General features: G+C 71.7%; 17 protein-coding genes. 9 read left to right on the top strand and 8 right to left on the bottom strand.

Annotated elements, in window-relative coordinates; genetic code table 11:
- Positions 1-58: 58 nt before the first annotated feature.
- Positions 59-340, bottom strand: coding sequence for a helix-turn-helix transcriptional regulator (locus SGLAU_RS36085; RefSeq protein WP_244315142.1), 282 nt, complete (start codon positions 338-340; stop codon positions 59-61).
- A gap of 437 nt (positions 341-777) precedes the next feature.
- Here SGLAU_RS36085 and SGLAU_RS00675 point away from each other — a divergent pair, with 437 nt between their 5' ends.
- Positions 778-1,716, top strand: coding sequence for an SDR family oxidoreductase (locus tag SGLAU_RS00675; RefSeq protein ID WP_043497389.1), 939 nt, complete (start codon positions 778-780; stop codon positions 1,714-1,716).
- 228 nt (positions 1,717-1,944) lie between these two features.
- Entirely contained in the window at positions 1,945-2,409 is a 465-nt protein-coding gene (locus SGLAU_RS00670; protein WP_043497388.1) for a hypothetical protein, read from the top strand.
- 341 nt (positions 2,410-2,750) lie between these two features.
- Here SGLAU_RS00670 and SGLAU_RS00665 read toward each other — a convergent pair whose 3' ends face one another.
- Positions 2,751-3,125: a DUF4267 domain-containing protein gene (locus tag SGLAU_RS00665; protein WP_052413537.1), complete on the bottom strand. Its 375-nt coding sequence runs from the start codon at positions 3,123-3,125 to the stop codon at positions 2,751-2,753.
- Between the two features lie 48 nt (positions 3,126-3,173).
- Positions 3,174-3,440 carry a zinc-binding dehydrogenase gene (locus SGLAU_RS36870; RefSeq protein ID WP_078957522.1) on the bottom strand — a complete coding sequence of 89 codons (267 nt, stop codon included), beginning with the start codon at positions 3,438-3,440 and terminating at the stop codon, positions 3,174-3,176.
- Positions 3,441-3,469: 29 nt separating this feature from the next.
- Here SGLAU_RS36870 and SGLAU_RS00660 point away from each other — a divergent pair, with 29 nt between their 5' ends.
- Complete coding sequence (locus SGLAU_RS00660; RefSeq protein WP_043497383.1) at positions 3,470-3,922, top strand: winged helix-turn-helix transcriptional regulator; 453 nt, start codon at positions 3,470-3,472, stop codon at positions 3,920-3,922.
- A 220-nt stretch (positions 3,923-4,142) separates the two neighbouring features.
- Here SGLAU_RS00660 and SGLAU_RS00655 read toward each other — a convergent pair whose 3' ends face one another.
- Positions 4,143-6,584, bottom strand: coding sequence for an ABC transporter permease (locus SGLAU_RS00655; protein WP_043497382.1), 2,442 nt, complete (start codon positions 6,582-6,584; stop codon positions 4,143-4,145).
- A complete protein-coding gene (locus SGLAU_RS00650; RefSeq protein ID WP_043497381.1) occupies positions 6,581-7,273 on the bottom strand; it encodes an ABC transporter ATP-binding protein in 693 nt (230 codons plus the stop codon). Before SGLAU_RS00650 ends, SGLAU_RS00655 begins: the two co-directional genes overlap by 4 nt.
- A gap of 221 nt (positions 7,274-7,494) precedes the next feature.
- On the opposite strand from SGLAU_RS00650, the gene SGLAU_RS00645 reads away from it, so the two are divergent.
- From SGLAU_RS00645 to SGLAU_RS35145, 3 genes are all read left to right on the top strand, one after another.
- Positions 7,495-8,820 carry a sensor histidine kinase gene (locus SGLAU_RS00645; protein ID WP_043497379.1) on the top strand — a complete coding sequence of 442 codons (1,326 nt, stop codon included), beginning with the start codon at positions 7,495-7,497 and terminating at the stop codon, positions 8,818-8,820.
- Positions 8,817-9,506, top strand: coding sequence for a response regulator (locus SGLAU_RS00640; protein WP_043497376.1), 690 nt, complete (start codon positions 8,817-8,819; stop codon positions 9,504-9,506). Before SGLAU_RS00645 ends, SGLAU_RS00640 begins: the two co-directional genes overlap by 4 nt.
- Before the next feature lie 375 nt (positions 9,507-9,881).
- Positions 9,882-10,502 carry a hypothetical protein gene (locus SGLAU_RS35145; protein WP_159072746.1) on the top strand — a complete coding sequence of 207 codons (621 nt, stop codon included), beginning with the start codon at positions 9,882-9,884 and terminating at the stop codon, positions 10,500-10,502.
- 253 nt (positions 10,503-10,755) lie between these two features.
- On the opposite strand, the gene SGLAU_RS00630 is transcribed toward SGLAU_RS35145, so the two are convergent.
- Positions 10,756-11,586, bottom strand: a complete 831-nt coding sequence (locus tag SGLAU_RS00630; protein WP_043506075.1) for a tetratricopeptide repeat protein — start codon at positions 11,584-11,586, stop codon at positions 10,756-10,758.
- A 510-nt stretch (positions 11,587-12,096) separates the two neighbouring features.
- On the opposite strand from SGLAU_RS00630, the gene SGLAU_RS00625 reads away from it, so the two are divergent.
- Entirely contained in the window at positions 12,097-13,788 is a 1,692-nt protein-coding gene (locus tag SGLAU_RS00625; protein ID WP_043497368.1) for a SpoIIE family protein phosphatase, read from the top strand.
- A 156-nt stretch (positions 13,789-13,944) separates the two neighbouring features.
- Here SGLAU_RS00625 and SGLAU_RS00620 read toward each other — a convergent pair whose 3' ends face one another.
- Positions 13,945-14,448 (bottom strand): DUF2690 domain-containing protein, encoded by a 504-nt coding sequence (locus SGLAU_RS00620; protein ID WP_052413536.1) that lies wholly within the window; start codon positions 14,446-14,448, stop codon positions 13,945-13,947.
- A 409-nt stretch (positions 14,449-14,857) separates the two neighbouring features.
- Between SGLAU_RS00620 and SGLAU_RS00615 the strand changes: the two genes are divergently transcribed.
- Both SGLAU_RS00615 and SGLAU_RS32740 read left to right on the top strand, forming a co-directional pair.
- Positions 14,858-15,739: a septum formation family protein gene (locus SGLAU_RS00615; protein ID WP_043497367.1), complete on the top strand. Its 882-nt coding sequence runs from the start codon at positions 14,858-14,860 to the stop codon at positions 15,737-15,739.
- Positions 15,740-16,052: 313 nt separating this feature from the next.
- Positions 16,053-18,266: a PA14 domain-containing protein gene (locus SGLAU_RS32740; protein ID WP_052413535.1), complete on the top strand. Its 2,214-nt coding sequence runs from the start codon at positions 16,053-16,055 to the stop codon at positions 18,264-18,266.
- A 348-nt stretch (positions 18,267-18,614) separates the two neighbouring features.
- On the opposite strand, the gene SGLAU_RS00605 is transcribed toward SGLAU_RS32740, so the two are convergent.
- Positions 18,615-20,801, bottom strand: a complete 2,187-nt coding sequence (locus SGLAU_RS00605) for an MMPL family transporter (protein WP_052413534.1) — start codon at positions 20,799-20,801, stop codon at positions 18,615-18,617.
- Between the last annotated feature and the right edge of the window lie 23 nt (positions 20,802-20,824).

Genomic DNA, 20,824 nt, shown 5'->3' with positions numbered 1-20,824 from the left:
TGAGCACACAACCCTCCGCTGTGCCGCCATACCTCCTGGCAGCCGGACGAGCTCATGCTCAGCCCGTGAGAAGCACCAGCAGTGCGGGCACGGACAGGCGGACCTCGGCCGGATGACAGCGGCCGCGCTCCGGATGCAGTACGTAGTGGTTGCGTCGCCCGACGCGCTTCCGGGTGAGGAAACCCGCCCGCTCGAGATCGCTCACCACGGTGTGAGCGGTGCGCTCGGTGATCTGACATGCGAAGGCGATATCCCGGATGCGCGCGTCAGGGGTACGAGCGATGGCCGCAAGCACCCGAGCGTGCGGGGTGAGGAAGGGCCAGCCCACCTGACCGCCCACCGTGGTCTCCCGTGATCGACAGGGCCGACGCGGCACCGGCCCGTTCCCTCTTCCGCGGGCGCGTCTCGGTCGGATGCGGCTTCGCAGGGGGAGTCTCGCGTGGATCGGTGTGTGCCGGTCGGCCGATGCGGATCGTGCAGGTGGGCACGACCACGGCTGCGCAGACCAGTCTGTGGCGGCCACGCCACAGAAGGCGTGCATGGTGCCGCCGGCGACAAGTGCCTCAGCCACGTCGCCCGCCACGTCGCCCGCCTGTTCCGCGGGACAGGGGGAGTGCACCGTTCCCTCCCGCACCGGCCCTACGGCCGCACTGTGCGAGGCCATCCCCCTGCGACGGGTCGGCGGACGTCGTCCGGGTACCCGGGCCCCGCGAGGGCCGTGCCCGGACGGCATCCGAGGGCGCCGCGACCTTCGCACAACGCGAGAGCGAGCACCCCATGCACAGCACCGTATGGCCGCGTCCGAACGGCCGGGCAGGTCTCGAGGCACCTCTCCGGGGCCGCGTCGCCGTCGTCACCGGGGCCGCCCGCGGGATCGGCGAGGCCCTGGCGCGGCGCTTGTCGGCGGACGGGATGCACGTCGCCCTGGTCGGGCGCGAGGCGCGCACCCTGCAGGCCGCCGCATCGTCGCTGACCACGCCCAGTCAGTGCGTCGAGGCCGATGTCACCGATCAGGCGGCTCTCGACGAGGCCGCGCGGCAGGTGGCCGACGGCCTCGGTGCCGCGTCCGTGGTCGTGGCCAACGCGGGGGTCGCCGCGGGCGGGCCCTTCCGGCTGACCGACGCCGCTCTGTGGCGGCGGGTCGTCGAGGTCAACCTGGTGGGCGCCGCCAACACCGCCCGCGCCTTCCTGCCGCAGCTCACCCGCACCCGCGGCTACTTCCTCCAGGTCGCCTCGACGGCCGCCTTCGGCGCGGCCCCCATGATGAGCGCCTACTGCGCCTCCAAGGCGGGAGCGGAGTCCTTCGCGCAGTCCCTGCGCGGCGAGCTGGAACCCGACGGCATCGCCGTGGGCATCGCCTATCTGCACTGGACCGGCACCGACATGATCGCCGGACTGGACGAGCACCCGGTGCTGCGCGCCCTGCGCGCGGACCAGCCGTGGTTCGCCGGCCGCGTCCACACGCCGGAGCAGGTGGCCGACCGGCTCGCGATCGGCGTCGCACACCGTGCCGCCCATGTCTACGCACCTCCCTGGCTTCGCTGGTGCCAGCCCTTGCGCCCCCTGTTCCCCATGCTGGTCAGTCGCGTCGCCCGACGGGAGATGCGACGCACGCCCGCCGCCGACTTCGCGGCCGGAACAGGTCTTCTGGGCGCGGGCAGACGCGCCGACTGGGAGGCGCACACCACCGGCGCGCACGGCCGGCCGACCCCTTGACGCCCAGTACGACGCTCCGGGTCACCGGTCCCGCACACGTACGGGACGTCGAGGGATACGACCGGCGCGGTGGGCGGTCACGAGGCGTCCGCGAAGACGCGAAGGGGAACGGTGAGCACCGCGTGGCGGAGGACAGCACTTGGAGGAATCGTGTGAGGTCCGCGCCGTTGCTTCTGGGAACCCGGACGCCCGGCCGACCCACAAGACACGTCGGAAGGACTCGCATCCATGTCTACGAACAACGATGGACCCGATGCAGGGCACCGGCGCCCTGAGGGTGTCACCGACACCACGGTCGAGGCACTCGGAGCCCTGTCGAAGGCGCTCGAGACGACCGAGCGTGCCCGCGGCCACCTCTACTCGTTCCACCAGCTGACCGGAGGCGCCGATCTGGAGCTGGACCGGGCGGTGCGCCTGTTGCGCGAGGCCGGACACGACGGCTGGGCCGACCGCGTACAGCAGGAGATCGTGGGCCGCAACGTCATCCCCGGACGGTGGACCTTCCAGATCGTCGAGGACTACAACCGCACGTACTACGAGCCGTTCAAGCGGGTGGAACGGCAGGCCCTGGACGATCTGGCCGACGGCAGGGACCACCTGTACGAGGCGGAGATGAAAGAAGCCCGGCGCACCCCCGGCCACCCCGACCACACGGCCCGTCCCGACAGCCCCCGCACCGGCCACACCGAGTAACGCGGAAGACCCAACCCCTGCCGGACCCGAGCGCGCCCCGGTCGTCCTCGGCCTGGGCGAAGACCGTCGCCCGTCTCCACCCAGGCGCGCACCTCTTCCACGGTGCCGCGGTCGAGGACCGCGTTCACCTTCTGGATCACGCGCTTGCCGCTGTGCCGGGGCGGCGAGGATGCGGCATACCGGCACGCGCGGCTCGTCCGCACTCATCTCGTCGTAGGGCGGGCTTGCCGTCACGACGGCTACTGCGGGGGCGACGGAAGCGGCCATGGACGGGCTGGTGAGCAACGGTGCAGGGGCAAGAGCGCCCGCCGCCACAGCTCTGACCCGGACCCCACACTCGCTCAGGCCAGGAGGCAGATGCCGGTCAGCACCATCACCGCCGACGTCGCGGCGTGGACGCCGTACGCAGTGGCCTTCGGCCCGCCGCTGCGCAGCACGACCAGCGCGTCCCCGGCGGGTATCACGGCGAACACCAGCAGGTACCAGCCCAGCACCGAGGAGGTCGCGGTGAGCATCAAGGCGAAGACGAAGGCCCCGGGCGCGATCTCCCGCAGCCCCTTCACACGCAGCCAGGGCCGGAGCGCGGGGTCGTCGACCGGCGCGTCGGGGATGCCGAAGCCGGCGAGTCCCCGTGGTCTCGCGACGGCGCTCCCGCCCATGAGGACGAGGCCTGCGCCGAGGAGGCCGGCGACAACGGTGGCGATCGTGGTGAGCATCAGCTCTCCTGTTCGTGGAGGGGAATCTCGTGCGCTCGGGTCGGGATGTCAGGGGACGAGGACGATGCGGCCGCGGACGCCGCCCTCCGCCATCGCCTGGTAGGCGTCGGCCGCCCTGTCGAGCGGTGCGACGGCGTGGACACGGGCCGGGAGCTCCCCCGCTGCGACCAGACCACCACTCGCCGAGATGTCATCTGATGCATCGTCACCTACTCCTTCGTGCGGGACATTCGTGGGCCTTGCCCTTTCCGTGCTGCGGCACCAGCATGGAAGAGCCCTGTTTCCTCGGGGAAGTAGGCACCTTGAAGTAAGCAAGTCACCGAACTGAGGAGTTGGACCGACCGATGGCGACCAGCACCGCGTCCGAGCGGCGGGCCATGGCGAGGCGGGAGTACGACGCCTTCCTCGCGGTCTGCCCCAGCCGCCAGCTCCTGGAGCGCATCTCCGACAAGTGGGTGGCCCTCGTGCTCGCCGCGCTGGGCGGGGACGGCCCGCGCCCCGGGGAGCGCACCGCCGGCGAACCGCAGCCCATGCGGTTCTCCGAGCTGTCCCGGCGCATCTCGGGCGTGAGCCAGAAGATGCTGACGCAGACACTGCGCGCACTCGAGCGCGACGGGATGGTGACCAGAACCGTGACGCCCACGGTGCCCGTCACCGTCACCTACGAGCTGACGGATCTCGGGCGCTCGCTCCAGGGAGTCATGCGGGGAATCAAGGAGTGGGCGGAAAGCCACATGGAGGAGGTCCTCACCCACCGCGACGGCTACGACCACAGGCAACGCGACGCCGCCGGCTGATCCGCGCCACCGCCACACGCCGGGCACGGACGCGGGCATCGTCGCAGGGGCAGCGGTCCGGCACCGCACCGCGGCGGACAGCCCGGGCCACCGGATCGTCCGCCCTCCACCCGGACCGGGGCGACGGCGGCTCGAAGACCCCGGAGTCCCGTCCGGTGTCATCCAGCCGCCGTCACCGGCCCCGGCGGAGCTGCCCCAGCGGCTCGCCCTCCGCCGGACGCTACTCGGTGCGCAGCGCCGTGGCCGTACGCGCCCTGGCCGCCCAGCCGGCCGGAACCACCGCGCCCAGCACCGCGATCGCGACCCCGCCCAGCCCCAGCAGGAGCAGCTCGACGGGCCCGTACACGTCGAGGACCGGCGACGGCAGACCGGTGCCCACGGCACGCCCCATCACCGGCACGACGAGACCGTGCAGCGCGCACCCCGCCGGCACGCCGATCAGCCCGCCCAGCACGCCGATCGCGGCCACCGAGGAGAGCACGAGGACCAGGATCTGCCGTGGCGCCATGCCGATCGCCTTGCAGACGCCCAGGTCGTGAATGCGTTCCCGGGTGTCCAGGACCACGGAGTTGAGTACGCCGAGGCCCGCCACGGAGACCAGCATCAGGGTGAGCAGCACCGCAAGCGCGGACATGATGAGGAGGACACCCTCCGGCCCCGAGGGGGCGTTGGCCGCGGCGTCGCCGCCCAGCGGCCGTACCACCGCGGCGACCTTCCGGGCGTACTCCTCGGCGGAGACGCCGGACTCCACCTCGACGAGGAAGGTACCGGGCTCGGCCGAAGGAAAGTCGGCCATGTCCGCGTGGATCTCCGGCTCGCTGCCCGAGGTGTCGAAGGACTCGCCCACGATCCGCAGCCTCACCGTCTCCTCCGCACGGGTCACCAGCACCAAATCACCGATCTTGGTGCTGGTCCTCTCCAGGAAGCGCGTCGGCACCACGAGCTGCCCCGCGCCGGTGATCCAGTGCCCCGAGATCATCTCGTAGCTGCCGGAGCGCGAATCGCCCTCGTAGAGGCTGGCCCTGACCGGGCCGGAGATCCCGGCCACGGTGACCTCGGTCCGGGTCTTGCCGTAGTACGACCCGGTGCCCGCCTGCCTCGCGACGGCGGCCCGCACTGTCGCCGGATCGGCGGCCCCGGGTTCCCCGCTCGCCGCGCTGCCCTCCACGGGAGGCGCGCCCGGACCGCTGCCGCCAGGACGAGGCGGATCTCCCGCGTCGCCCCCCACAGGCGGCGGCGGGGGAGCGACTTCGGCCATCCTCGTCGTCGTGACCGTGACCGCGGCACGGCTCTCGGGATCCTGCGCGATGCCGATCGCGTGCAGGGACGAGGTCAGCCCCACGGCGAACGTCGCCGCGACCATGCCGAACGCCACCGAGAGCAGCATCGCGAGTGCACGGACCGGATGCGTGAACAGGGTGACGAGACCGTACGTCACCGGTCGCGGCAGCGGCAGCGCCCCCATCACCCGGTGCGCCCACCGGCCGCGCCCCGTGCGCGGCGACCGGCCGACCGCGATCGCCTCGACCGTGCGCAGCCTGCCGGCCCGCAGGGCGGGAACCAGCGCCGCGAGCCCCACGACGACCAGGGCGGCGGCCGGCACCGTGACGTCCACCCACCAGGCCACCGAGAGCGCGACGGTGCCGTATGCCGCCGCGGTGTCCGCAAGCAGCGGCACCGCCAGGAGGTTCCCCAGGACGACGCCCACGGCGATGCCGGCACCGGCCGGGACCAACGCCTGGGCCACGTAGGCGCGTACGACCTCGCGTGGGGTGAACCCGATGGCCTTGAGGATGCCGATCCTGCGCAGGCTGGTCCCGACCACCCCACTGATCACACTGCCGACGATGATCACCGACATCGCGATGCCGAGCACACCGAAGGCCGAAACGAACGGGACGGTCGCCGCCGCGCCCTGATCAGCGGCCCGTTTGGTGTCCAGCCAGGACTCGGTACCCAGCAGCGCCCCCGGCCGCACAGAGGCGGAGAGCCTCTTCCGGCCGGCGAGGAGCTGCTCCTTCGTGCTCGCGGAGTCGAAGCGGTAGAGCATCTGGCTCGTGACCGGACTGCCCTCCGAGGCCAGCGCGTCGACCTGCGCCGGAGTCGCCCAGGAGTCGGCGCTCCGGCCGGCCGACACAGCGAAGCCGACGATCGAAAGGGTCGGTGCGCCCGCGGTGTCCGAAATCCTCAGGGTGGCGCCGATCCCGAGGGCGGGCCCCTCGAACGACGCGGCGAGCACGATCTCGCCCGGCCGCTGCGCCCAACGGCCGGACTTCAGCTCCACGCGGTCCACGTCGCCGTCCGGCCCGGACCGCCCGACCAGGGTCAGCGTCGGCAACCGGAAACCCGTCCGGTCCACCGGGCGGAACTCCGTCGACGGGTACGGCCCCGAACTCGCGCTGACACCGGCCAGCTTCCCGGTCGCCGCCAGCTGGGCCGCACTCGCCAGCGCAGGATCGAACCGGGCGGTGAGGTGCGCACCCCGCTGCTCAGCGAAAGCGCGGTCGAAGGGAGCGGCCGCGGCGGCCATCAGCGACCCGGCGACCACGGCCGACGCCACGGCCATCATCGTGGCCACGGCGATCACCACGGTCTGCACCCGCCGCTGGCCGACGCCGGAGCGTACGACCCGGCCGAGCGCGCCGGTACCGAACAGGCTCATCGGACGGCCTGCGCGTACGTGTCGAGGGCGACGTGACCGTCGACCAGGTGGATCGTGCGGCTCGCACATGCTTCCGCCAGCGCCGGATCGTGCGTCACCAGCACGACGGTCTGTCCGGCGCGGTGCAGATCGACCAGCAGATCGCGGACGTCGTGGCCCGAGGCGGTGTCGAGCGCACCGGTGGGCTCGTCGGCGAGCAGCAGCGCAGGCCGGTTGACCAAGGCCCGGGCGACGGCGACCCGTTGGCGTTCACCCCCGGACAGCCGGCCCGGGTAGGCGCGGGCATGCCGGCGGATGCCCAGCATCTCCATGAGTTCACCCGCGCGGGCTGCGGCCTCGCGGCGACCGGTACCGGTCAGCTGCGCCGGGAGCTGAATGTTGTCGGTGACGGTGAGGTCGTCGAGAAGATTGAAGAACTGGAAGACCATGCCGATGTGCTCGCGACGGAACTTCGCGAGGGCGTGCTCGCTCAACCGGTCGATCCGTCGCCCGGCCACGATCACGGCGCCATCGGTCGGCCTGTCCAGGCCGGCCACGAGGTTCAGCAGCGTGGACTTGCCACTGCCGGACGGACCCGTCACGGCGAGGGCCTCACCCTCGGCGACGCCGAGCGTGAGCGGTCCGAGCGCCGGTGCGCCGGCACTGTCGTAGCGCTTCGCCACACCCTGCAGTTCGATCACTTGATGCATACGAGTCGTCCGTCCTTGCGGTCGCGAATGGCACGTGCCGTCGCCGGCCCTGCGAACCTAGGGGCAGCCGCGTACCGGGCGCGTCGGCCGCGGAACCGACATCGGCCCCTTCCCGCGGAGGATCCGCCCGCGGAGTCATACCTGAGAAGTAGGCCTTCGGGGCAATGCCCTGACCGGACAGGCGGACGCGGGCCGAGCGGGGAGCGCAGCACAATGCACGGGTGAAGACGGCAGACCGGCGCGGCCGGCATCGGCAACTCATCGACGCGCTGCGCCCGGAGGCGACGGCCTTCGCACCAAGCCCGGAGGCGAAGGCCTCCCCGTTGCCCCGGCGAGCGGTACGCGCGGACGTGGTGCTCGCGGTCGTACTGACCGTCACCGCCCTCTTCGTGGCGGTGCGCTGGGCCGGTGACGGGCCCGTGGGCATCAGCTCCCCAGCGGTGGACGTCGGGACCGGCATACCGGCCCCGCCCCCGGCGCCCGGCCCCGGTCAGGTGCTCGTGGGGGAGGACTCCCCGTCCGTGCCCTGGGCTCTGGTCGTCCTGTCGACGCTGCCGCTCGCAGCCCGGCGCCGATATCCGCTGACCTCTTTCGTGATGGTGCTGGGCGCCGCACTGGCCATCGGCAGCTCCGCCTCCTGGATCACCGTCCTGGCCTGCGTCATCGGCGCCTACAGCGCCGTCGTCCACAGCCGTCACCGGACCGCGGCGATCGTCGCCCTGGTGATCGCCGCCGCCCTGTCCGCGCTCGTGTTCCGCAACGCGCAACCCGTGCTCCCCGGGTGGTCCAGCCCGGGATTCGTGCTCCTGGTGGCAGGGATGCTGGCCAGCCTGGTCCGCCACCTGCAACTGCGGCTGGCGGCCAGCCGGGACCGGGTGACGGAACTCCAGGCCGCCCAGGAGGAGGCCACGCGCCGTGCCGTCGCGGAGGAGCGTGCCCGCATCGCCGCCGAACTGCACGACGTCGTCACCCACAATGTGAGTGTGATGGTGATCCAGGCCGGCGCGGCCCGCAAAGTGATGGACATGGCGCCCGAGCAGTCCAAGGAGGCACTGCTGGCCGTCGAGGCGGGCGGTCGGGCCGCCATGGCCGAACTCCGCCACGTGATGGGCCTGCTGGCCGCCCCCGACCACGAGAGGCCCGACGGCCTGGAGCCCCAGCCCGGGCTCGCGCAGCTCCACGCGCTCGTCGCACGAGTACGCGCCGCCGGCACGCCCGTGAGCGTCGAGGTGTCGCTGCCGCCCGATCCGCTGCCACCGGGCATCGACCTCGCGGCGTATCGCGTCGTACAGGAGGCGCTGACCAATGCGATCAAACACGCGCGCGGCGCGCAGGCGTCCGTCGCCATCCGCCACACCGAAGACTGTCTGGAGATCGAGGTCACGGACACCGGCGGTACCGAGGATGCCGTGCCGGTGCAGAGCAACCGCCGCGGCCACCTGGGACTGCGCGAGCGGCTGGCCGTCTACCAGGGCGAGCTGACGGCCGGACCGACACCGGCCGGCGGCTACCGGGTGACGGCCCGCATCCCGCGAGGCACCGCATGACCACGGATCGGCCGCCGTTGCGCGCCGTCATCGCCGACGACCAGGCTCTCGTACGCACCGGTTTCAAGATGATCCTGACGGCGGACGGCATCGAGGTGACGGCCGAGGCCGCCGACGGGGCCGAGGCTGTCGCAGCGGTACGCCGTACGCGGCCCGACGTCGTCCTCATGGACATCCGGATGCCGGAGATGGACGGCATCGAGGCCACCAGGCGCATCACCAGCGACACCGGCCCGGCCGGAACGCGGGTCGTCATCCTCACCACATACGACCTCGACCACTACGTCTACGCGGCGCTCACGGCCGGCGCCAGCGGCTTTCTGCTCAAGGACGTCACCCCCGAACACCTGGTGTCCGCCTTACGCCTGGTGCAGACCGGCGACGCCCTTCTCGCACCCACGATCACTCGGCGGCTGATCGAGCGTTTCGCCGCGAACCACGAACCGCGGGCCAATGCCCCGCACCGCGACCCGTCCGGCCTGACCCCGCGCGAGCTGGAGGTACTCCGCCTGCTCGCGACGGGCCTCAGCAATGCCGAACTCGCCTCCCGGCTGTTCCTCAGCCCGACGACGGTCAAAAGCCACGTCGGCCGCATCCTGGCGAAGCTGGACCTGCGCGACCGCGTCCAGGCCGTCGTCTTCGCCTACGAGACGGGGCTGATCACCCCGGGCGGAACACCTGACTGACGGATGTCGGCAGGGGCAGTGGCCGCAGCCGGTCAGGGCATCCGAACGATGGCGACGACCGCGGCTTGGCGGACTTCGGCGCAGCGCGGGTGTGGCAGCCTCCTCGTCGGCGTCGGCGTCGGCGTCGGCGTCGGCGCTGGCGTCGGTGTCGGTGTCGGCACGCCCCCGGGGGGCCTGCTGCCGAGGGCGTCATCGGGCAGTCCTTGGTTCGCTCGTCAACCGTTCCGGCGGGATGCGACATGCGGTCGCCTGTGATGGGCTGAAGAGGAGACTCCGAACGGCCCGCGTTGTGGCTCGTACGTGAAGGGCGAGGCCTACCGGCCGCGCCGGACGCCGGAAAAGTCGAAGCCGTACGCATCCCCGAGGGTGAGCCCCATGAACATGTCCACACGGTTCGCGGCGGCCCTGATTCCAGCCGCCATGGCAGGCACCGCGACGCTCGGAATGGCCGGCCCCGCATTCGCGGCGGACCATCCGCACCCGGAGAACGCCACAGCCACGATGACGAAGGGCGTCGCGACTGCCCCTGTCCACCCTGGTGGGGACGGAAGGGGCGACGCACATCCCGATGGATCCGCCGAGGACCGCGCCAGCGGGGCCGCGGACGAGGGCAGTGCCGTGCCCGGCACAGTCCAGGTCGGGGGTGTTCCGACGCAGCCGCAGGGTGACGTCCCGCCGTCGACGGACGGACCGAACCTGCACGACCTGGCGGTGTTGGTGGCGGGCTTCTCCGAGACGTGCCTCAACGAGGTGCTCGTCGAGTTGAACACCGGACCCGACGGCGAAGTGGTCGCCAGTCTCTCGGCAGAGGACATCGCGGACGCGATCGCCCAGGCCGGGGTCTCCCGGCTGGTCGGCGCCCTCCCGCAATGCGTCGTGAGCGTGGCCACCCAACTGAGCAACGGAATCCTGCCGCCCGAGGCGACCCAGCGCCTCGCCGACCAACTGGGCATCGATCTCCCCGCGAACCTTCTCCGGATCGGGCAGGTGGAGTAGCCCCGGCGAAGCAGCCGCTCGACGCTGCCTGGCGCCACTGCGGACGGTGCGTGAGATTTCCGCCGCACAGCGGGGCGTGCCGCCGACCGCAGCTCCGGTGTGCCCCGGAAGGCGCGGTGATTGAAGCCGCCCGCACGAGGCCGTACCGACCGGCGTCGACCTGCCGGTGCGCGGGAGCAGTGGATCACCCTCCGGGCAAGGCCAGTTCGGCAGCAGCCGATGATGCCGGCTCCGATCCGGATCGATCTCTGCACTACGGACGAGTGCCGTCGATGCGCTCCAGCAGTGTTCGGGCTTCGACGGTGCGGCGGTGGTCCGGGCCGAAGCAGGCCAGGCAGGCATCGTGAGCGGTTGCCGCCCGGCGGCGGGCCTCGGCAGTGCGGCGAAGCCCCAACAGAGCGGTGGCGAAGGCGAGTTCGACGGCACCCGTATCGGGATGGCGCTGGTGCTGGGGAAGGGCGCGGTACAACATGTCGGCACCTTGTGCCTCGTTGAGGGCGTCTTCGTGGCGGGCCTGGCCGTTGAGGCTGCGAGCCAGGCCGAGTCGCAGGACGAGGGACGTCCGGTCACGGGCGCGATGGGCGGCCAGGGCCTCGCGGGCGAGTGCTTCGGCCTCCTGGTGGCGCCCCTGCGCGTTGAGGGCGAAGACCAGCCCGTTGCGGGCGGCCGCTGCCAGGAGCGACATCTCCGGCCCGGTACCGCGGCCCGCGGCCTCGGCGACGGCCGCACACTCCGCCTCGCTCTCGGCGTACTGACCGAGCGCACTCATCTGCTGGGCGCGGTCCGAGCGCAGCTTCAAGGTCAGCCAGTGACCGGGTCCGAATATCCTGCTGAAGACAGGCAGCGCCTCGTCGTAGGTGGCGAGTGCCTCGGCGTGCCGGCCCTGGGCGCCCGTCGCGATCGCGGCGATGTTCAGCGCCACGGCCGCGTACTCGTCGTCGCGTGGCAGCGCTCGAGCCACGGCGCGGGCTTCGGCCTCCGCCTCGGCGTAACGTCCGGCTTCGTAGAGGGCTTTGGCCTCAGCCACCGGCGTTCCCGTCATCCGTTCGGCATCGCTTCGGCCGCGCTTCCGGAAGAATCTCATGATCGGGAGCATACGGATGCTGAGCCGGCTGCTCGGGCAGAACGTATGGAGGCGTCCTGGTCCTTCATCTGCACCGGATGCACGGAGCCGTCACCGGACGGGGACGACCCGGGGCCGATCCGATCCCAAAAAGGTCACGCTCTGATGTGTCCTCACTACGCAAGGTGATGTCACCGATGGCCGTCTCCGTCGTACTTGGCTGGGGGAGGTGAACGGCTCCGGGTGAGGTTTCCCGCCAGGTCTGATGCAGGGGGGCGGACCCGAGAGTCCCAGATGCCGGCCTTCCCTCCACCGGTTCCTCGACGTGCTCAATGACCCGCCGGAGTGCCGGACCGGCATCTGCACCACTCGCGCGGGCGGCCGGCCCCGCGACCAGGACACCCCCAGAACCTGACCTGGCCCTGCCGGCCCCGTACCGGAACGATATGCGCCTCTCCACGTAGGAGACGGTTCTCGGGGAACTCGGACGACAGGGGCGGCCCGGACGATCGCCGACGACGGGAGACGGCAATGGTGGGCCCGGATGTTCCGCAGGGGGTGGTTGCGGGGGTCCTCGAGGCCTTCGGCACGGCTGCGTACCTGGCGGACGAGCAGGGCTTGATCGTCGCCGTCAACAAACGTGGCGAACAGCTCCTGGCTCGCCCCGCCTCCGACCTGATCGACCGGGACGCCCACGATCTGCTGCACCGCTCCAGCGGCGGAGAGCCCGTCCCGAGGGACCAGTGCCGGCTGAGCGAGAGTGTGCTCGGCGGACGCACCCGGCAGGGCGAGGACGAGTGGCTCGAACGTGGAGACGGCACGCTCCTGCCGGTGGCCTGGCTGGCCACTCCCTATGACGTCGGTATCCGCCCGTCGGCCACGCTCGTTCTCTTCCACCCCGTAGGCGCACCCGACCGGCCCCGCGAGCGGCCACCGACCAGCAGACGGCTCTCCGAACTGGAACGGCTGGCCCTGCTCGCCGAGACGACCACCCTGCTCACCTCCACCCTGGACATCCACGAGGCGCTGCGCCGCCTGATCACCCTCGTGGTGCCTCGCATAGCCGACTGGGCCGTCATCGACCTGATCGGCGAGCGCGACGAGGTCTCCCGCTTCGCCGTCGCCCATGCCGAGGGCGGCACCGTGGTGTTCCGCGACGACCTCCAGGGCCCCATGCCGCCGGTGCCGCAGGAGTCCCCGATGCCGCTGTCGCGTGCCCTGCGCGGTGTCGCCTCCTCCCTCACCGGCCCGGAGACCTATCAGGGCCCGCCCGATTCCGGGATCGCGGTGGAGCAGCAGCGCCTGTTCGAGGCGACCGGCATGCACTCGGCCGTCATGGTGCCGCTCCGCAGCCTCCACGACGTGCTGGGAGCCCTCACCCTGGGCCGCGCCGACCAGCCCGACCGGTTCACCGCGGCCGACATCGCCCTGCTGGAGGACATCGCCCGGCGCGCCAGCCTCGCCCTGGAGAACGCCCGTCTCTACCAGCGCCAGCGCCAGGTCGCCGAGACGATGCAGCGCCACCTGCTGCCGAGGCTTCCGCGGTCACCCGGACGCAGCATGACCGTCCGCTACCTGCCCGCGTCGGACGCCTCCCACGTCGGCGGTGACTGGTACGACGCGTTCGACCTGACGGACGGCGCCACCGCTCTCGCCGTGGGCGACGTCGTCGGCCACGACCTGGAGGCCGCGGCCGGCATGGCCCAGCTGCGCAACATGCTCCGGGCTTACGCCGTCTCCCAGCAGAAGCCACCGAGCAAGATCGTGGAGTGGCTCGACCAGGCGATCCTGGACATCACCGAGGTCTCGATGGCCACGCTGGTCTTCGCCCGCATGAGTGAAGACACCACCGGTCGGTGGGAGCTGTCCTGGACCAACGCGGGCCACCCGCCTCCGCTGCTGGTCACCCGCGAGGGCGTGGCCCGCTATCTGACCGACGGTCACGGGATACTCCTGGGGGTCACACCCGAGCGGGTGCGTCCCGACGCGACGGTGGAACTGCCACCCGGGGCGACGCTGATCCTCTACACCGACGGCCTGATCGAATCCCCGGGCCGCAACCTGGACGAGGGCCTGGACCGCCTGCGCCGGCATGCCGCGGCCTTGGCCCGCCGCCCTCTGGAGGACTTCACCGACGCACTGCTGGCACGGGCGCGCCCGCCGGACAACGACGACGACGTGGCCCTGCTGGCCGTCCGGCACGGAACCGGCTCGTCCTCCTGACGCAGCCCCTTCCGCGGCAGCGGGCGGCGCGCGGGTCGTCGACGGCAGCCTCCTGCCCGCGCCACGCCGGCACTGTCGACGTCCGGCTGCCGAGCCGTCCCAGCAGCTGAAGGAGTACGGCGTACCGGTCCGGGCAGGCCTCGTTCGCGAAGCTACCTAGCAGAAGCCGACCCAAGCGTCGCCGGCGCTCGTGCCGGTGAAGGCTACGGCCTGTCCGGCGGCGTTGCGCACGATGGCCATCGCCATGACGCAAGTGGAGCCCGGAGCGTAGACCTGCATGCCGAAGGAGGATCCCACGGCGGCATCCGTCTCGTAGTTCTCGTAGAAGCCGAGCCAACCGCCTTGTCCGTCGGGCTGGCTGGAAGGACGCCGGATCCCCTTGGTGACGGTGTTCGCGCCGTCGGACACCGTCATCACGGCACGTACCCAATTGGTTTTGCACGAGGGGGAATAGCGGACTTCCATCGTTCCGTGGACGGCCTGCGGACTCCGGATCGGCCGTGTGCCGATCGTGACGGCGTCCGCAGCGCACCCCGTGGTCTGTGGGCTCGTGCCTGTGTAGGGGTCGTAGGGAGCGGCGACGGCAGGCGTCGCCGACAGCATGACGACACTCGTGAAGATCGCTGAAACCGCCAGCGCCCCTTTGGTGACTGCCCGCATGGGTGCTTCCCTCCGCAAGGTGATCCCGCCTGCCGTCGGCACAGCGAATAGCATCCGGCCCCCGTGGAACAAGGATTATTCAGGCCGGAGCTCGAAGCCGGACCGACCGGCATCGAGACCGCCACCGAGATCGCCGAGTCCAGAGCCGGCTCCTGTCGGTAACGCGACATCGCCCGCGGCGCACCGGACGCCCGGCTCTTCCGTCGAAGCCCGCGGCCGCCTCAGCCGATGAGCGGTCGGTTGCGCGCCCTGGCTCCACGTGTGTACGCCCTGGCTCCACGTGCATCACGAGGTGACCGGACTTCCGGCTGTGAGCAGCGCGGATACAACCCTCGCGGCCCGTCGCGAGTCAGAGACCGCGTACGAGCCGCATGAGCTCACAGAGATCACGTAAGAGGATGTATTCGTCATGACAGTCCGTGTCCCGCGCCGTTCCCTCCGCGGCATGTCCGCCGTTGCCGCCCTGCTCGCGATCGGCGCGGTGGGATGCTCGGAGGTCTCCGACGCCGTCGACGGCGCCAAGGACACCGCCAAGAAGGCGGCGCGCCAGCAGTCGGTGTTCTCGCTGGACATCGGTGACTGCTACAACCCGAACGGCAAGGCCGAGGGCACGGCCTTCGCCGTCGAGGTCGTGCCCTGCACCGAGGCGCACGAAGGCCAGGTCGTCGGAGAGTTCGCGATAGACAAGGGCCAGGAGTATCCCGGCGACGACGAGATCTCGGCGATCGCGGACACCCGCTGCCCGGTCGAGGCGCAGAAGTACGCGCCGGACACCTGGGCGCTCCCCAAGGGCGCCGCTCTCTTCTACTACACGCCCACCAAGGAGAGCTGGGTGACGGGTGACCGCGCGGTGAGCTGCACCTACACGGCGGAGAAGGGCAAGTTCAGCGGCTCGCTGAACACCGCCAAGTCCTTCGAGCCCGAGCAGATCACGTACCTCAAGGGTTCGAACGCGGTCTACGAGGCTCTGTGGGCGCACCAGCCTGAGAAGGACGCCGTCGAGGACGACCTGGCCGGTTACAAGGCGCAGGCCAAGGCCGTCGCGGCCGCCCTCGACGCACACGTCAAGGGCCTGGCCGGCATCGAGGGCACCGAGGTCGGCAAGCTCCGCTCGACGCTGACGAAGGCGGCCGGCAACTGGAAGGACGCCGCCGACGCCGCCGACGCCTTCTACATCGCCTACGACCCGGCGTTCACCGGCATCGACCCGAACAAGTCGGTCGCCGCCCGCAAGGAACTGGGCCTGGCCACCACCGTCCCGGCCGACGAGGCCGAGGTCTGGGCGGGCTGACCCTTCATCGGGTGAGTGGGGGCCGTGTCCGTCCGACCCGGCCCCCACTTCGCAGCGAAGCCGTCGCCGTCGCCGTCGCCGTCGCCGTCGCCGTCGGCGACGCCGGACGCCGGCCCCGCGTTCCGTCACCTGCAACAGGCTCGGAGCGTCGGTGACTTACCGAGCGAATCCGCTGTCGCCACTGATCTTCAAATGGCACCATTGGGGCGGCAATCACACCTTGTCCTCATCTCCTCATCGAAAGTGTGAGCATCCGTAGATGCGAATATCCCTCGGCACGGCGAGCCGTACAGGCGGTGCGGCCGTACTCTCCTTGGCCACAGCCCTGGCCGGGCTCGCCTTCCCCGCGACCGCGCACGCGGCCGTGACCTGCCCGGCCGGCGTGTGGAAGGCCCAGTACTACGCCAACACCACCCTTTCCGGCACTCCGAAGGCCACCGTCTGTGACACCGCGATCGCGGAGAACTACGGCTACGGCGACCCCTCCGGCGTGACCCTGCCGAGCGACCACTTCGGCATCCGCTGGACCACCACCCGCAACTTCGGCTCCGGCGGCCCCTTCGACCTGAGCGCCGCCGTCCAGGACGGCGTCCGCGTCTACGTCGACGGCCACCGCAAGATCGACCTGTGGCGCAACGTCAGCTCGACGCAGCGGAAGACCGTCCGCTTCACCATGCCGCGCGGCACCCACACCCTGCGTGTGGACTTCGCCGCCTTCACCGGCACCGCCAACATCTCCTTCTCCTACAAGCCGGTCCTCGGCGCCGCGTACGACAAGACCGCCCCCCTGGCACCGGTCGGCGTGAAGTCCGGCTACTCGGCGTCCACCCTGAAGTCGACCCTGACCTGGTCCCGCAACCACGAGATGGACCTGGCCGGCTACCGCGTCTACCGCCGCCTCGCCGGCACCACCGGCTGGAGCCTGCGCAACGCCACCCTGATCACGGGCACCAGCTTCACCGAGGTGCCGCCGGCCACGGGCGCCACCTACGAGTACGCCCTCCGCGCCGTCGACCGCTCCGCCAACGCCTCCGCGCTGTCCGCGGTGACCAGCGTCGTCAGCGCCGACAGGACGGCCCCCGCCGCGCCCACCGGGCTCACGGCCACGTACGACCCGTCCGCCGGTGCCCGGCTCTCCTGGTCCCCGGTCAGCGGGGCGAGCTCCTACGAGGTGCAGCGGGCCGTCGCTCCCGAGGGTCCGTTCGCCTCGGTCGGCACACCTTTGCAGAGCGCCGCCCTGACCGACCCGTCCGCCACCGCGGGCACGACCTACTACTACCGCGTGCGGGCCAGGGACAACGCGGGCAACGCCTCCGCGTACTCCGCGACCGTCCAGCTCGACGCCCCCGAGGCCAAGCCGCTGCCGCCCACGGCCGTCTCCGCCAACGGCTGGGTCGACCGCAACACCGTCGGCTGGCAGTACGACGGTGACGCGTCCCACCGGTTCCACGTGTATGCCGCCGAGTCGGCCGCCGGACCGTGGACCCGGCTGACCGAGACGCCGGTCACCGGCCCCGCCTACGACGATTACGCGGCGCCCGTCCGCGAGGTGCGCCACTACCAGGTCAGGACGGTCACGGCCCTCGGCACGGAGTCGAACCCGTCGGCGACCGCCTCGGCCACCCGCACCGGCGACGTCACCCCGCCGCGCATGCCGTACGGCCTGGACGCCTGGGACGGCACGGACGGCGTGCACCTCGTCTGGACGCCCAACACCGACGACACGGACCACTACCTCGTCATGCGCAGCGCGACGTTCGGCGCGTGGGAGCAGATCGCCGTGGTGCGCGAGGGCACGTACCTGGACACCGGCACCCCGGCCGGCGTGCAGTTCGGCTACACCGTCCGCGCCGTCGACGCGGCGGGCAATGTCTCCCCCCTGCCCGAGCCCGGCTACGGCACCGTCTACGGCAAGCGCCTGCCGGTCTACGAGACGCCGGCCGCGCCCGCCTCGGTCACCGCGACGGCCGACAACGGCAACGTCAAGGTGGAGTGGACCGCAAGCACGTCGACCGATGTGGCCGGCTACTACGTCTACCGCACCACCGGCACGGACCCGACGTCGGCCTACTCGGTCTCCCCGCTCATCACCGGGACGACGTTCACGAACGAGAACGTGCCCGCCGGCAAGACCTGGCGCTACGTGGTGCGCGCCGTCAGCAAGCACAGCCGGTGGTCCGACTTCTCGCCGATGGCCGAGGTCACCGTGCCCTGCCCGGTCCTGACCGGACCACCCACCCCCAGAATCACCGGGGGCGGCAGGGGCGCGGACTACGCCCAGCTCAGCTGGGAGGCCGGAGCGTGCGACCAGGGTGCGACCGTCTCGTACAACGTCTACCGGTCGACGTCCAGCTCGGACGTCTTCACCCCTGAGCGCCGCATCGCCACGGGTGTGACGGCACTGACGTACAAGGACCCCGGCCTGGCCCGGGCGTACTACTACTACGTCGTCACCGCCGTGGCCGCCGACGGCACCGAATCGGCCCCGCAGGCCCAGCCCTTCGGGATATCGATGATGGCGCCCTGACACCCCCGCCCGATCCCCCGGCCCCCGCCGTCCGGACGCCACACGCTTCCGGACGGCGGGGGCCTTCGCGCACGAGGCCGGCGGTGCGCTCGAGATGACGTCATCGCCGCCCGACCGAACGGCCTCGCAACCATGGGAGTTGCTTCGAACGGGAGAGCTGAGCCGGAAGGACATGTGGCCCTCCCTCTCTCGCAGTCCGCGTGGGAACCGGTCCAGCCGGGGCGGCCTGCCTGGTGAGCGGGGAACCGCAGCGGTGCCGTCCAGTTCCCGCCCCTGCTCGACAAGGTAACCACCGGTTCACCGGCGTTCGGCGGCAGGCCGCGGCGGCATCCGGCCCCGCGTCCGGCGTCACCGCGGTTGCGGGCCGCCGCTCCCGTCCCGCCGGCCTCGTGCTCCGCGCACCGGCCACCACATTCCCCGGCCCAGCAGTGCCGCGGCCGCCGGGACCAGCAGGAGCGACACGACGAAGGCGGACAGGAGGATGCCCAGGGCCGTGGCGAAGCCCAGCTGACGGGTGGAGGGGTCCGCGTTCACCGCGAGGCTGCCGAAGGAGGCCGCGAGGACCACGCCGGCCGTGGCGACAGCGGGCGCCGTGTGCCGTACCGCGCGGGCCACGGCGGCGCGGGCCGGGCCCCCGTGGGCCATCTCCTCACGCAGACGGTCACTGATCAGGATGTTGTAGTCCGTGCCCAGCGCCACCACGAACAGGAACAGCACCAGCGGCAGCACGAAGGTCACTCCCGCCTCGCCGCCGATGTGCTGGAAGACCAGCGCGGAGGCACCGAACGTCGCTGCGAAACAGAGACCGACCGCGAGCATCAGCACCACCGGCGCCGCCAGGCTGCGCAACAGCACCACCAGGATCAGCGCGATCAGCGCCGCCGCCACCGGGAACACCGTCCGCAGGTCCCGGTCGACCGCCGTCGCCACATCGGCGAACACGGCCGCCGTGCCGCCCACGTGCGTGGTGAGCCCGGCGGGTGTCGCTTCCCGCACCGCTTGGCGCACCGGACCCGCCACGAGGTCCCGCGCACGCTGCGACTGGGTGTCCACCGTCAAGTAGGCGTCCACCCGGGCGGCGGTGCGGTCGGCGTCGAACACCGGGTCGGCCACCTTGCCCACTCCGGCCACCTCCGACAGCGCCCGGCGCACGGCGCGCGGGCCCGCGGGGTCCAGGACCCGGCCGTCGTCGGCGGTGACGTACACCGTCGTCGGGTCGGACACTCCCGGCGGCAGGGCAACGGCGATCTCCCGCGCCGTCGCGGCGGCCGCCGTGTCACGCGGGGTGCCGCCGGTGGCGAAGTCCATGCGGACGCCCGCCACACCGACCGCCAGCGCGCCGAGGAGGGCCACCGACGCCACGAGCACCAGCACCGGGCGGCGCGCCACCAGCTCGCCGGTACGCCCCGCCGCGCCGGGCCGTCCGGCCTTCTCCGAGCGGATCCGCGACGGCCAGAACATCTTCCGCCCGGTCACCGCCAGCAGCGCCGGCATCAGGGTCAGACTCGCCACCAGCATCACCAGCACCGACACCGCCACCGACGGTCCCAGCACCCGGAACTGACCGAACGTCGCCACCCCGAGCGTCGCGAAGGCCGCCACGATCGTCAGCGCCGCCGAGGTCACCGCCGTGCCCACCCGCCCGGCCACGTCCGCGGCGACCAGGCGGTGGTGCTCCTCCGGGCGCCGACGCAGCTCCTCACGGAAGCGGAACAACAGGAAGAGGAAGTAGTCGACTCCGATGCCGATCAACACGGTGGCGATCATGCTCGGGGTTCCCGGATCCAGTTCGAAACCGGTCAGAAGGGCCGCGCCCACGACCGTGCCGGCGGCGGCGCCCCCCACCACGGACACCGCGAACAGCGGCACGAACGCGGCCAGGACGCTGCGGAACACGAGCAGGTTGATCAGCACGATCAGCCCGACCACCAGCAGACCGACCACCATCTGCGTGGTCTCCTCCGCGTCGGCGCGGTCCACGACGTCCGCCAGCCCGCCGGTGAACCCCGTGCGCAGTCCGGCCTCGCCGAACTCCTGCTGCGCCCGGTCGTGGAAGACCCGGTACAGGGAGTGCAAGCCGGGGTCGGTGGAGTTCCCCCGCAGCCGTGCGCCGAGCAGCGCGAACGACTCGTCCGGGGCGGTCGTCAGAAGTGCCACGCGGGGAACCTGGGAGTAGTCCTCGGACAGCCCCCGTATCTGCTCGTCCGTCCACGGCATCTTCAGTCGCGTGGCACTCAGCTCACGCGCCACGTCCCGTACGCGCCGCTCGTCCGCGTCCCGCAGCGGCTTGCCGTCGTGCCGCGCCACCAGCACCGTCACCGCATTGGCGTCCGGTCGCTCGCCGAACTCCTCCCGGGCGATCCGCAGCGCCGCGGCCGCGTCGTACTCCGCCGGCAGGAAGCCGGCGCTGTCGGTCTGCGTCACACGGAAGACGAGCGTCTGACCCATGAGCGTCACGAAGACGCCGACCACGGCCCACACGATGATCACCCGCCAGGGTCTGCGGGTCGAGAACCGGGTCAGCGAACGGATCACGGAAAGCCTCCGGGAAGGGAACT

The sequence above is a fragment of the Streptomyces glaucescens genome, from assembly GCF_000761215.1.
Classification (GTDB): Bacteria; Actinomycetota; Actinomycetes; order Streptomycetales; family Streptomycetaceae; genus Streptomyces; species Streptomyces glaucescens_B.
Note: the sequence above shows the minus strand (reverse complement) of the source record. Positions and strands in the feature narration are given on the sequence as shown.